Consider the following 12,695-nt stretch of genomic DNA (forward strand, 5'->3'; position numbering starts at 1 on the left):
TCGACTCAGCGGTCCCACTCGTCAGGCTCACCCCGAAAAGTTCACCAGTCGCACCAGAACCACGCAAGTGACGGAAAACAACTGGCAGTTCGACATTGCCCCCATACGTACGGGTGAGCGGCCCGGGTGACTCAGGTCCAGCGCGGCTCGTCCGTGCCCCAGGGCCCCGGCGGCCGTGCCCAGTCGCCGGGCCCGCCCTCGAAGGACATCGGAGGCAGTGCGTACCGCAGCCGCCCGAGCGGGCTGTCCCGCTCGGCGAGCCATGCCTCCGGTCCGTCGTACGCCACGCCCTCGTCCCCGTCCGTCTCCGTCTCCGTCTCCGCGTCCGCCTTCGCGGCTTGCCCCATCCCGCCGGTCAGCCACGCCGCCGTCCGCGCGAGGGACAGCCGCAGGACCCGGCCGTACCCCTGTTCCGCCTGCTCGGTGAGAGCCCGCAGTACCGCCGCCGCCAGCAGGTACCCCGTGCCGTGGTCGAGCGCCTGGGCCGGCAGCGCGCCCGGCTGCTCCCGGGTGCCCTCGATCGCCGCGATGCCCGTCGCCACCTGCACCAGACTGTCGAACCCCCGGCGCCCGGCCCACGGCCCGTACGCGCCCCACGCCGAGAGCTGTGCCACGACCAGGCCGGGCCGTCGGGCGACCAGCGCGTCCGGTGACAGTCCGAAGCGGTCGAGGGCGCCCGGCCGGTAGCCGGTGAGGACGACGTCCGCGGCGGCCAGCAGTTCCCCGAAGGAGCGCCGGTCGGCGGCACGGCCCAGGTCGAGGAGCGCCGACCGCTTCCCGGAACCGGTGTCGGTGTGCTGGTCGGGGATCTCCGGCAGCCCCGGCGGGTCCAGGCGCAGCACGTCCGCGCCCAGCAGGGCGAGGGCGCGGCCGGCGACCGGCCCCGCGATGACCCGGGTCAGATCCAGCACCCGCAGTCCGGCCGCCGGAAGCAGGGGGGAGGCGTCCCCGACCGGCGCGAGCACGCGCGCGGGTGCCGTGTCCAGCCGCTCGTGCTCGACCAGCGGCCGGGCCGCCACCGCCCGCGCCTGCTCGTGCGCCGCCCACTGCGCGGCCGTCCGCAGGGCGACCGCCAGGCCCCCGGCCGCGTACACCGTCTCCTCGACCTCCAGGGACGTCCGCCCGGCGAGCGCCGCCCCGACCGCGGCGACGGGGTCGGGAGCGGTCTCCGGCACACCCAGCGCGGACAGCAACCGCTCCCGGTGGTGCGGATAGTTGGCGTGCGTGCGCACCCAGCCGTCCGCCGTCCGCCAGAACCGTGACAGCGGAGCGAAGGCGACCGGTGCCCGTCCGTCGACCAGCAGATGACGCTCACTCACGAAGGCGGTGCCGACCGCCCCGTCGTCCACCCGCACCCGGGGCACCTCCGCGAGTCCGGCCCGCCGCGTCCCCAGCTCGGCCGCCGCCAGCGCGCACACCCCGACGCAGGTCCGCGCCAGCTCCCGTACCGGCAGCCGGGACTCCAGCACTCCGTCCCGTACGACGGTCGAGACCCGTGACGGGAGCGCGGGATCTCCGCCCAGGGCCGCCCACACCCAGTCCATGTCAGTCATGATCCGAACCTACGCAACGCGAGGGCCGGGCGGTGTGTCACCGCCCGGCCCGGCCTGCGTGGAGAGGTTGAGCTATGTGCCGACGACTACTTCTCGACGGCCTTCAGGGCGTTGACGATGCCGAAGCCGTAGAAGCCGTTCTGGTCGAGGGTGCCCTGGCACACCGCGTCCTGCTTGCCGTCACCGTTCTGGTCGTACGACGTCGGGCAGGCGTGCTTGTCCGCCTCGGCCTTCAGCAGCCGCTGCAGCCGGCCCGGGTTGGCCCCCGGGTGCGTGGACTTCAGCAGCGCGGCGACACCGGCGGCGTGCGGCGACGCCATCGACGTGCCCTGCAGGAAGCCGTACCCGCCGTTCGGCATGGTGGACAGGATGCGACCGTTCTTCGACGGCGTGTCCGGAATCTGGTAGCGGGCGTCGCCGCCCGGGGCCGCGATGTCGACGACGCCGTTGCCGTACGTGGAGTAGTACGACTTCTCGTTCTTCACGCCCGTCGCGCTGACCGTGACGACACCCGGCAGCTGGGTGGGCACGTCGAAGCACTCGCTCGGGTCGATGGTGCGCGGGACCGGAGTGGTGTCGTTGGGGCTGGAGGCGTCCGCGATCGCGTCGGAGGCGAGGTCGTGGTTGGAGTTGCCCGCAGACGCCAGGTTCAGCGTGCCTTCCTTGGTGGCGTACTCCTGGGCGCGGTTGACCGCGTCGACGATCGCCTTCTGGTCCGGGTCGTCCATGCAGTTGTAGAGCCACGGGTCGACGTAGTAGCTGTTGTTCGTGATCTCGACGCCGTGGTCGGCGGCGAACACGAACGCGCAGACGACGCTCTCCGCGTAGAACAGGCCGCTGACGCGGTCGGTCACGTTGATGCCGGAGACCTTCACACCCGGTGCGACACCGGCGACACCGACGCCGTTGCGGGCCGCGGCGATCTCACCGGCCACGTGCGTACCGTGGTAGTCGTCCGCGGTGTAGGGACGCCAGGCGCCCTCACTGGTGTCCGCGACACCGCCGTTGCAGTTCGCCGACTGCGACTTGGAGAAGTTGGGCGCGAGGTCCGGGTGGGTGTCGTCGACGCCGGTGTCGATCACGGCGACGGTGACGTTCCTGCTGCCCGGGTTGATCTTCGCGGCCTTGTCGGCGCCGATGGCGCGCAGGTCCCACTGGTCGGCCTCGAGGGGCTCGGCGCCGGGGATGTCGGCCGAGGCGGCCTTCACCTTCGCGGCCTCCTTGGCCGTCAGGTAGTCGACACCGCCCACCTCGGTCGTCCCGGCCGGCGTCAGCGGCGAGGTCCGGGTGGCACCGGCGGACTGCACACCGCGCACGGCGCGGATCTTCGCACCGAAGGACGGGTCGGTCGAGTGGACCACGATCACGCCGATCTCGTCGTACGTGATCACGATCTTGCCGCCGGCCTCGGCTATCGCCTCCTGGACCGCGGCTATCGTGCGCTTGTTCGTCTTCGTGTTCACGACGTACGAGAGGTTCGGGCCCTCCGCGGTCGCGGCGGTGGACTTCGCGACCGGCGCCGCCGAGGCGACACCCGGCAGGAAACCGAGCGAGGCGGTCAGCGACAGGACGACCGGCACCGCGAGAGCGAGCCGTCGTCTGGAGCGCAGATGAGCCATGGGTTCTCCACATCAGCTTCAAAGAAACCGGCCCAGGGCACACGGGTGCCTGGGCAGGTACATGACGTTGGTGGTGCAGCCCGAAGCTATCCCTGGTCGTCGCCGGCCAGCAATGACTTCACGGGCGGGAGGCCGAAGTAGAGGGGTAACCCTCGAAGTCACCGCACGTCCCGACCGGTTCCGCATCGGTTTTCGAAAGAACCACACACGGTTGAACCGGTCCCACCGCGCCGCCGTGACGTTGTGCAGGGAGCCCGAGCACGATCGTGCATCCCGTCACCCAAGGAACAGAGCCCACCCCATGTCCGTACCCCAGCCGTCCCCCGACCCGACGGCGAAGCAGCCACCGTCCGCCGTCGCGACGGCGGCGCAGACGCGAGGAGACTCCGTGGCAACCGACGCACCGCCCCCCTCGAAGACCGAGCATCACCTCCCCTCGTCCGAGGAGTACGCCGCGGTCCATGAGAGCGCCGAGTTCGCCGAACTGCGCCGCTCCTACCGCTCGTTCGCCTTCCCGCTGACCGTGGGATTCATCGCCTGGTACCTGCTGTACGTCCTGCTCTCCAACTACGCGGGCGACTTCATGGGCACCAAGCTCTTCGGCAACATCAACGTCGCCTTCGTCCTAGGCGTCGCCCAGTTCGTCACCACGTTCCTCATCGCCTGGTGGTACTCGCGGCACGCCGCCGCGAAGCTCGACCCCAAGGCCGAGGCCATCAAGTCCCGGATGGAGGGCGGCGCATGAGCCCCGCACAGCAGACGCTCCTCGCGGCCAACGAGGCCAGCCAGCACCGGCCGCTCATCATCACCCTGTTCGCGCTGTTCGTCCTGGCGACCCTCGGCATCACCATCTGGGCCGGCCGCCAGACCAAGGACGCCGCCGACTTCTACGCGGGCGGACGCCAGTTCAGCGCCTTCCAGAACGGCCTCGCGGTCTCCGGCGACTACATGTCCGCCGCGTCGTTCCTCGGCATCGCCGGCGCCATCGCCCTCTTCGGCTACGACGGCTTCCTCTACTCCATCGGCTTCCTGGTCGCCTGGCTGGTCGCCCTCCTGCTGGTCGCCGAGCCGCTCAGGAACTCCGGCCGCTACACCATGGGCGACGTGCTCGCGTACCGCATGCGCCAGCGCCCCGTGCGCACCGCCGCCGGCACCTCCACGATCGTCGTGTCGATCTTCTACCTGCTGGCCCAGATGGCGGGAGCGGGCGTCCTCGTCTCCCTGCTCCTCGGCATCACCTCCGACGCGGGCAAGATCCTCATCGTCGCCCTCGTCGGCATCCTGATGATCGTCTACGTCTCCATCGGCGGCATGAAGGGCACCACCTGGGTCCAGATGGTCAAGGCCGTCCTGCTGATCGGCGGCACGCTCCTGATCACCTTCCTGGTGCTGCTGAAGTTCAACTTCAACATCTCCGACCTGCTCGGCACCGCCGCCGAGAACAGCGGCAAGGGCGCCGCCTTCCTGGAGCCCGGCCTGCAGTACGGCGCGACCGGCACCTCCAAGCTGGACTTCATCTCCCTCGGCATCGCCCTGGTCCTCGGCACCGCCGGTCTGCCGCACATCCTGATCCGCTTCTACACGGTGCCCAACGCCAAGGCCGCCCGTAAGTCCGTGAACTGGGCCATCGGCATCATCGGCGGCTTCTACCTGATGACCATCGCCCTCGGCTTCGGCGCCGCCGCGCTGATCTCCCAGGACGAGATCATCGCCTCCAACCCGTCGGGCAACACGGCCGCCCCGCTGCTCGCCCTGCACCTCGGCGGCGTCGACTCGGCCTGGGGCGCGATCCTGCTCGCCACCATCTCGGCGGTGGCGTTCGCGACGATCCTCGCCGTGGTCGCCGGCCTCACCCTCGCCTCGTCGTCGTCCTTCGCGCACGACATCTACGCCAACGTCATCCGCAAGGGCAAGGCGTCCGGCGCCGAGGAGGTCCGGGCGGCCCGCTGGGCGACCGTCTTCATCGGCATCGTCTCCATCGGCCTGGGCGCCCTCGCCCGCGACCTGAACGTGGCCGGCCTGGTCGCGCTCGCCTTCGCGGTCGCGGCCTCCGCCAACCTCCCGACGATCCTCTACAGCCTTTTCTGGAAGAGGTTCACCACCCAGGGCGCGCTGTGGTCGATCTACGGCGGTCTGATCGTCGCCGTCGGCCTGGTGCTGTTCTCGCCCGTCGTCTCCGGCGACCCGAAGGCCATGTTCCCGGACGTCGACTTCCACTGGTTCCCGCTGAAGAACCCGGGCATCATCTCCATCCCGTTCGGCTTCCTCATGGGCTTCCTCGGCACCGTCCTGTCCAAGGAGAAGCCCGACGAGGCCAAGTACGCGGAGCTGGAGGTTCGCTCCCTCACGGGCACCGGCGCGCACTGATCCGGCCCACCGCGCACGGGGCCGTCGTAGAACCCTACGGCGGCCCCGCGCCGTGTCCGGTCGTAGGGATCTACGGCGATCGTGCGCCACATCTCGTGCGATCGGGCCGGTCGAGTTGTCGGTGGTGTCACGTAGGCTCGCAAGTGTCGGCACACCAGTGATCGCTTTCGAGGGAGGGGGCCCACGTGCTCATCGACACCTACGGCCGAGTGGCCACCGACCTGAGGGTCTCGCTGACCGACCGGTGCAACCTGCGCTGCACGTACTGCATGCCCGAGGAGGGGCTGCAGTGGCTGGCCAAGCCCGACCTGCTCACCGACGACGAGATCGTCCGCCTGATCGACATAGCCGTGCGCACCCTGGGCATCACGGAGGTCCGCTTCACCGGCGGTGAGCCGCTGCTGCGCCCCGGCCTGGTCGGCATCGTGGAGCGGGTGGCGGGTCTCGCCCCCCGTCCGCAGATGTCCCTGACCACCAACGGCATCGGCCTCAAGCGCACGGCGACGGCCCTGAAGGCGGCGGGCCTGGACCGGGTGAACGTCTCCCTGGACACCCTGCGCCCCGACGTCTTCAAGACCCTCACCCGCCGCGACCGCCACAAGGACGTCCTGGAGGGTCTGGAGGCCGCCCGTGACGCGGGCCTGACACCGGTCAAGGTCAACTCGGTCCTGATGCCGGGGCTGAACGACGACGAGGCCCCCGACCTGCTGGCCTGGGCCGTCGAGCACGACTACGAGCTGCGTTTCATCGAGCAGATGCCCCTGGACGCCCAGCACGGCTGGAAGCGCGACGGCATGGTGACGGCCGGCGACATCCTGACCTCCCTGCGCACCCGCTTCGACCTCACCGCCGAGGGCCAGGACGCACGCGGCTCGGCCCCCGCGGAACGCTGGCTGGTCGACGGCGGCCCCCACCGCGTCGGCGTCATCGCCTCCGTCACCCGCCCGTTCTGCTCGGCCTGCGACCGCACCCGCCTGACCGCCGACGGCCAGGTCCGCACCTGTCTGTTCGCCCGCGAGGAGACGGACCTGCGGGCGGCGCTGCGTGACGGCGCGCCGGACGAGGAGATCGCCCGGATCTGGCGCCTGGCGATGTGGGGCAAGAAGGCGGGAGCGGGCCTGGACGACCCGTCCTTCGTCCAGCCGGACCGCCCGATGTCGGCCATCGGCGGCTGACCGGAAGGACCGGGCGCGTCACGGCGCCGGTTCCTCCCACGCGTCCAGCTCGACGACGTCCTTCAGGAAACCCCGCACCCCCAGGAACTGCGAGAGATGCTCCCGGTGCTCGTCGCACGCGAGCCATGTCTTGCGGCGCTCCGGCGTGTGCAGCTTCGGGTTGTTCCAGGCGAGCACCCAGACCGCGTCGGCCCGGCAGCCCTTGGCCGAACAGATGGGGGAGGACGGATCGGGACCGGCGGCGTCGAGGATGTTCACACCCCGACCCTAGCCGCAGAAAAGGCGACGCCGAGCAGCCACGGGGGGAGCTGCCCGGCGTCGGTCTGTCGCTCCGACGGGGGATGCGGAGCGCGTACGAAGTATGTCACGGGTGGGCCTCCACCCGGCACAGGAACTACATGATTGATCTGAGCATTTCTTGAGCTTGGCGGGTGGCCGGATTCCGCTTCCGCCGGCCCCCTGGCGCTCAGATGCGCTCGTGCGACTCGCCGTGCCGGCCGCCCGCCGGGTCGGTCGTGACGTCCTCCGGGACGGATTCCGCGAAGCGCCCCCCGGCCCCGGAACCGGCCGCCGGCGCGGCGTCCGTCTCCCGCGGCGGTGTGATCATCGGCCGCGTCGGGGCGTGCACGAACGTGGACGGCAGCGAGGGCGCGTTCTCCCGTCCCGCGTTGGCGATCACCACGGCGACGTACGGCAGCACCCCGCCGAGCACCAGTGCGACGACCGCGACGTGCCGTTCGACGTTCCAGAGGACCGCGGCGGCGATCACCGCGAGCGTACGGACGGACATGGAGATGATGTAGCGGCGCTGCCGGCCGCGGACGTCGTCGGCGAGGCTCTGCCGGGCGCCCGTGATCCGGAAGACCTCGACGTTGCCCTGCTTCCGCATCACGTTCCACCACCCGCCTGTTTCGGACGCTCCCGGCCCGTGCCCGTCCGCGCCGCCCCACGGAACGCGGTCCGGACACGGTCCACGGTACGCCGCGTCTGCGCCGCCCACGAGACCGGGTCGCCTCCGACGGGGAGCGGAGCCCCTGCGCCACGGCGCGTACGGCAGGGCCCGACATGCGGCGTATCGCGGGCAGGCCGACACTGGGCGTACTGCTCACGTCGAGCCGTACGAGGAGGCAGCCATGGGCTGGTTGTGGGCGATCATCGTGGGATTCATCCTGGGCCTGCTGGCCAAGGCGATCCTCCCGGGCAAGCAGCACAGCCCGCTCTGGCTGACGACGATCTTCGGCATGCTGGGCGCCGTCATCGGCAACGCGATCGCACGCGGCTTCGGGGTCGAGGAGACGGCCGGCATCGACTGGAGCCGCCACATCTTCCAGCTGGTCGCCGCCATCGTCATCGTGGCCTTCGGCGACATGGCCTACGTGGCGACCCTGGGCAAGAGGAAACAACGCCGGACCTGAGCCCCGAGCGGGGCGCGGGGAACGGCGCGAGCAACCACAACGCCGCGGCACTCGCCGGTTCACCCACGCCCCGAGGGCGTCTAGGCCCCGGTCACCTCGACCGCGGCCAGGTTCTTCTTCCCGCGTCGCAGCACCAGCCACCGCCCGTGAATGAGGTCCTCCGCCGCCGGCACGGCGTCCTCCGCGGTGACCTTCACGTTGTTCACGTAGGCCCCGCCCTCCTTCACGGTCCGCCGCCCGGCCGACTTGCTCGGCACCAGACCGACCTCCGCGAGGAGATCCACGACCGGCGCCGGCTCGGGCACCTTCACACGCGGCAGCTCGGACAGGGCCGCGGCCAGCGTCCTCTCGTCCAGCTCCGCCAGCTCGCCCTGCCCGAAGAGGGCACGGGACGCGGCGATCACGGCGGCCGTCTGCTCCGCCCCGTGCACCAGCGTCGTCAGCTCCTCGGCCAGCGCGCGCTGCGCGGCACGCGCCTGCGGCCGCTCCTCGGTCTGCCGCTCCAGCTCCTCCAGCTCCGCACGGGACCTGAAGGACAGGATCCGCATGTAGCCGCTGATGTCCCGGTCGTCCACGTTCAGCCAGAACTGGTAGAACGCGTACGGCGACGTCATCTCCGGGTCGAGCCAGACGGCACCGCCCTCGGTCTTGCCGAACTTCGTGCCGTCCGCCTTGGTCATCAGCGGTGTGGCCAGCGCGTGTGCCTCCACCCCCGGCTCCATCCGGTGGATCAGGTCCAGACCGGCCGTGAGGTTGCCCCACTGGTCGCTGCCGCCCTGCTGGAGCGTGCAGCCGTACCTGCGGTAGAGCTGGAGGAAGTCCATGCCCTGGAGGATCTGGTAGCTGAACTCCGTGTAGCTGATGCCCTGTTCGGACTCCAGCCGACGGGCGACCGAGTCCTTCGCCAGCATCTTGTTGACGCGGAAGTGCTTGCCGATGTCCCGCAGGAACTCGATGGCCGACAGGCCCTCGGTCCAGTCGAGGTTGTTGACCATGACGGCCGCGTTCTCCCCCTCGAAGGAGAGGAACGGCTCGATCTGGGCACGCAGCCTGCCGACCCAGCCCGCGACCGTCTCCGGGTCGTTCAGCGTGCGCTCCGCCGTCGGGCGGGGGTCGCCGATCAGGCCCGTCGCCCCGCCGACCAGCGCCAGCGGCCGGTGCCCGGCCTGCTGGAGCCGGCGCACGGTGAGCACCTGCACCAGATGCCCGACGTGCAGGGACGGCGCGGTCGGGTCGAAACCGCAATAGAACGTGACGGGACCGTCCGCGAGAGCCTTGCGCAAAGCGTCCTCGTCGGTGGACAGGGAGAACAGCCCCCGCCACTTCAGCTCGTCGACGATGTCCGTCACGGTTCTCTTGTCTCCTCGGGTGGGTCGTAATCAGGTACGAGGTTATACGCCCTGGCTGACAGAACTCATATTGAAATCCGGCACCCGCAGCGCGGGCATCGCCGCCCTGGTGAAGTAGTCGCTCCACTCGCGCGGCAGGGTCTTCTCGGTGCGCCCGGCCTCCGTGGCCCGGCCGAGCAGGTCCACCGGCGACTCGTTGAACCGGAAGTTGTTGACCTCGCCCGTGACCTCGCCGTTCTCCACGAGGTAGACCCCGTCCCGGGTCAGCCCGGTCAGCAGCAGCGTCGCCGGATCGACCTCCCGGATGTACCACAGGCAGGTCAGCAGCAGCCCGCGCCGGGTGCTCGCGACCATCTCCTCCAGGGAGCGGTCCTCGCCGCCGTCCAGGATCAGGTTGCCGATCGTCGGCACCACCGGCAGCCCGGTCAGGCCCGCGCTGTGCCGGGTGGTCGGCAGATGCGCGATCTCGCCCCGGCTGATCCACTCGGTCCCCCGCAGCGGCAGGCCGTTGTCGAACACCGAGCTGTCGCCGCCGGAGGAGTGCGCCAGCACGAAGGGCGCGGACTCCAGGCCCGGCTCGTCCGGGTCGCTGCGCAGGGTCAGCGGCAGATCGGTCAGCCGCTCGCCGATCCGCGTACCGCCGCCGGGCTTGCTGAACACCGTGCGGCCCTCCGCCGCGTCCCGCGCCGACGCCGACCACATCTGGTAGATCAGCAGGTCGGACACCGCCGTCGGCGGCAGCAGCGTCTCGTACCGGCCGGCCGGCAGCGGAACCCGCCGCTCGGCCCAGCCCAGCCGCACGGCCAGCTCCGCGTCCAGGGCCGCCGGGTCGACGTCCTTGAAGTCCCGCGTGGAGCGCCCCGCCCAGGCCGAACGCCGGCGGTCCGGGGACTTGGCGTTCAGCTCCAGCGTGCCGTTCGGCTGGTCGTGCCGCAGGCGCAGCCCCGTGGACGTACCGAGGTAGCTCGACACCATCTCGTGGTTGGCGAAGCCGTACAGCTCGCGGCCGCCGGCCCGCGCGCGGGCGAACGACTCCCCGAGCGCCGGCGCGAAGTCGGCGAACACGGCGGAGGAGGTCTCGGCGGGCGCGTCCTCGAAGTCGGGGGAGTGCGCCACGCCGGTGACCAGCGGCTGGGCGTCCTCGGCGGGTCCGGCGCCGCGCGCGGCGGCCTCGGCGGCCCGCACCAGCGGCTCCAGCTCCTCGGCGGTGACGGCGGACCGCGACACCACTCCCGAGGCGGTGCCCTCCTTGCCGTCGACGGTGGCGACCACGGTCACCGACCGGCCCCGGGTGACCCCGTTCGTGGTCAGCGCGTTGCCGGCCCAGCGCAGGTTCGCCGTCGAGTACTCGTCGGCGATCACCACACAGCCGTCGGCCCGCGACAACCGCAGCGCCCGCTCGACGATCTCGTGCGGCTTGTTCGTACGGGCGCTCATCGGCCGGCCTCCTGCGTGGTGTTCAGAATGTTGACGCCCTTGAAGAGGGCCGACGGGCAGCCGTGCGACACGGCGGCGACCTGGCCCGGCTGGGCCTTCCCGCAGTTGAAGGCGCCGCCCAGGACGTAGGTCCCCGGGCCGCCCACGGCCGCCATGGAACCCCAGAAGTCGGTGGTCGTCGCCTGGTAGGCGACGTCCCGCAGCTGCCCGGTGATCCGCCCGTTCTCGATCCTGAAGAACCGCTGACCGGTGAACTGGAAGTTGTAGCGCTGCATGTCGATGGACCACGACCGGTCCCCGACGACGTAGATCCCCCGGTCGACCCCGCCGATCAGATCCTCGGTGGACATCCCGGCCGGGTCCGGCCGCAGCGACACATTGGCCATGCGCTGCACTGGCACGTGCCCGGGGGAGTCGGCGTACGCGCAGCCGTTGGAGCGGCCGAGACCGGTCAGCTTCGCGATCCGCCGGTCGAGCTGGTACCCGACGAGGGTGCCGTCCTTCACCAGGTCCCAGCTCTGGCCCGCCACGCCCTCGTCGTCGTACCCGATGGTCGCCAGCCCGTGCTCGGCGGTGCGGTCACCGGTGACGTTCATCAGCTCGGAGCCGTACCGGAGTCTGTTGAGCTTGTCGAACGTGGCGAAGGACGTGCCGGCGTACGCGGCCTCGTAGCCGAGCGCGCGGTCCAGCTCGGTGGCGTGCCCGATGGACTCGTGGATGGTGAGCCACAGGTTGGAGGGGTCGACGACCAGGTCGTACACGCCCGACTCCACGCTCGGCGCCCGCATCTTCTCGGCGAGCAGCTCCGGGATCCGCGCCAGCTCGTCGTCCCAGTCCCAGCCGGTGCCCGTGAGGTACTCCCAGCCGCGCCCCACCGGCGGTGCCAGGGTCCGCATCGAGTCGAACTCGCCGCTGGACTCGTCGACCGAGACGGCGGTCAGCGACGGGTGCAGCCGGACGCGCTGCTGGGTGGTGACGGTCCCGGCGGTGTCCGCGTAGAACTTGTTCTCGTGCACCGTGAGCAGCGAGGCGTCCACATGGTCGATCCCGTCGGCCGCCAGCAGCCGCGTGCTCCACTCCGTGAGCAGCGCGGTCTTCTCCTCGTCGGGGACGGTGAAGGGATCGATCCCGTACGAGGAGATCCAGGTCTTCTCCGCGTGCACCGGCTCGTCCGCCAGCTCGACGCGCTCGTCGGACCCGGCCGCCCTGATGACCTGCGCGGACAGCTTGGCCATCGCCACGGCCTGCGAGGCGACCTTCGCGGCGGCGTCCATCGTCAGGTCCACCCCGGAGGCGAACCCCCAGGTCCCGCCGTGCACCACCCGCACCGCGTACCCCAGGTCAGTGGTGTCCGAGGACCCGGCCGGCTTGGCGTCCCTGAGCCGCCAGGAAGCGCTGCGCACTCGCTCGAACCGGAAGTCCGCGTGATCGGCGCCGAGGGCACGCGCGCGGGCGAGCGCGGCGTCGGCGAGGGCGCGCAGCGGCAGTGCGAGAAACGTCGCGTCAATCTCATGGGGCACGATGGCCCTCCTCCTCTTCGACCCCGTTGGGCAGGCACGCCGTCGCCGGAGCGGGCGCACCGAAGTGCAATGATGCGCCACGCCCGCGGATGACCGCGTCCGTTTCCCCATCGGCCGGTGATCTCGCGCCCTCTGGCGCACGTCGGTCATATCTGATGCGCGGTTGCCTCACGGACTGTCAGATGCTCATGGCAATATCTGGGCATGGAGGGGTGGGGACTTGAGTTCCGCACGTGGTCGTTGTCCCTGGACGACATCCG

General features: G+C 70.9%; 11 protein-coding genes. 4 read left to right on the top strand and 7 right to left on the bottom strand.

Annotated elements, in window-relative coordinates; translation table 11 throughout:
* Positions 1-131: 131 nt before the first annotated feature.
* A complete protein-coding gene (locus PYR72_RS37215) occupies positions 132-1,553 on the bottom strand; it encodes a CoA transferase (RefSeq protein WP_275459377.1) in 1,422 nt (473 codons plus the stop codon).
* Between the two features lie 86 nt (positions 1,554-1,639).
* A complete protein-coding gene (locus PYR72_RS37220; RefSeq protein WP_275459378.1) occupies positions 1,640-3,172 on the bottom strand; it encodes a S8 family serine peptidase in 1,533 nt (510 codons plus the stop codon).
* A gap of 388 nt (positions 3,173-3,560) precedes the next feature.
* On the opposite strand from PYR72_RS37220, the gene PYR72_RS37225 reads away from it, so the two are divergent.
* From PYR72_RS37225 to moaA, 3 genes are all read left to right on the top strand, one after another.
* Complete coding sequence (locus PYR72_RS37225) at positions 3,561-3,917, top strand: DUF485 domain-containing protein (RefSeq protein ID WP_037728368.1); 357 nt, start codon at positions 3,561-3,563, stop codon at positions 3,915-3,917.
* Entirely contained in the window at positions 3,914-5,539 is a 1,626-nt protein-coding gene (locus tag PYR72_RS37230) for a cation acetate symporter (RefSeq protein ID WP_275459379.1), read from the top strand. The genes PYR72_RS37225 and PYR72_RS37230 overlap by 4 nt, the downstream gene beginning before the upstream one ends.
* A gap of 185 nt (positions 5,540-5,724) precedes the next feature.
* Entirely contained in the window at positions 5,725-6,714 is a 990-nt protein-coding gene (gene moaA, locus PYR72_RS37235) for a GTP 3',8-cyclase MoaA (RefSeq protein ID WP_275459380.1), read from the top strand.
* A gap of 18 nt (positions 6,715-6,732) precedes the next feature.
* Here the strand turns inward: moaA and PYR72_RS37240 are convergent, their stop codons facing one another.
* Complete coding sequence (locus tag PYR72_RS37240) at positions 6,733-6,972, bottom strand: hypothetical protein (RefSeq protein WP_275459381.1); 240 nt, start codon at positions 6,970-6,972, stop codon at positions 6,733-6,735.
* Positions 6,973-7,180: 208 nt separating this feature from the next.
* Positions 7,181-7,603 (bottom strand): DUF3099 domain-containing protein, encoded by a 423-nt coding sequence (locus PYR72_RS37245; RefSeq protein ID WP_275459382.1) that lies wholly within the window; start codon positions 7,601-7,603, stop codon positions 7,181-7,183.
* A gap of 244 nt (positions 7,604-7,847) precedes the next feature.
* Between PYR72_RS37245 and PYR72_RS37250 the strand changes: the two genes are divergently transcribed.
* Complete coding sequence (locus PYR72_RS37250) at positions 7,848-8,129, top strand: GlsB/YeaQ/YmgE family stress response membrane protein (RefSeq protein ID WP_013004668.1); 282 nt, start codon at positions 7,848-7,850, stop codon at positions 8,127-8,129.
* An 80-nt stretch (positions 8,130-8,209) separates the two neighbouring features.
* Here the strand turns inward: PYR72_RS37250 and tyrS are convergent, their stop codons facing one another.
* The 3 genes from tyrS to PYR72_RS37265 are packed head-to-tail and all read right to left on the bottom strand — an operon-like array spanning position 8,210 to position 12,435.
* Positions 8,210-9,478: a tyrosine--tRNA ligase gene (tyrS, locus tag PYR72_RS37255; protein ID WP_275459383.1), complete on the bottom strand. Its 1,269-nt coding sequence runs from the start codon at positions 9,476-9,478 to the stop codon at positions 8,210-8,212.
* Between the two features lie 42 nt (positions 9,479-9,520).
* Positions 9,521-10,915: a metallopeptidase TldD-related protein gene (locus tag PYR72_RS37260; protein ID WP_275459384.1), complete on the bottom strand. Its 1,395-nt coding sequence runs from the start codon at positions 10,913-10,915 to the stop codon at positions 9,521-9,523.
* A complete protein-coding gene (locus PYR72_RS37265) occupies positions 10,912-12,435 on the bottom strand; it encodes a TldD/PmbA family protein (protein WP_275459385.1) in 1,524 nt (507 codons plus the stop codon). Before PYR72_RS37265 ends, PYR72_RS37260 begins: the two co-directional genes overlap by 4 nt.
* Positions 12,436-12,695: the final 260 nt, after the last annotated feature.

Source organism: Streptomyces sp. VNUA24 (assembly GCF_029167005.1).
GTDB lineage: Bacteria > Actinomycetota > Actinomycetes > Streptomycetales > Streptomycetaceae > Streptomyces > Streptomyces scabiei.

What these genes read in the sequence shown, in the direction of transcription:
- PYR72_RS37215 (WP_275459377.1), bottom strand. Translation starts at nt 1,553, where the DNA reads ATGACTGACATGGACTGGGTGTGGGCGGCCCTGGGCGGAGATCCCGCG.
- PYR72_RS37250 (WP_013004668.1), top strand. Translation starts at nt 7,848, where the DNA reads ATGGGCTGGTTGTGGGCGATCATCGTGGGATTCATCCTGGGCCTGCTG.
- PYR72_RS37260 (WP_275459384.1), bottom strand. Translation starts at nt 10,915, where the DNA reads ATGAGCGCCCGTACGAACAAGCCGCACGAGATCGTCGAGCGGGCGCTG.
- PYR72_RS37230 (WP_275459379.1), top strand. Translation starts at nt 3,914, where the DNA reads ATGAGCCCCGCACAGCAGACGCTCCTCGCGGCCAACGAGGCCAGCCAG.
- PYR72_RS37220 (WP_275459378.1), bottom strand. Translation starts at nt 3,172, where the DNA reads ATGGCTCATCTGCGCTCCAGACGACGGCTCGCTCTCGCGGTGCCGGTC.
- PYR72_RS37245 (WP_275459382.1), bottom strand. Translation starts at nt 7,603, where the DNA reads ATGCGGAAGCAGGGCAACGTCGAGGTCTTCCGGATCACGGGCGCCCGG.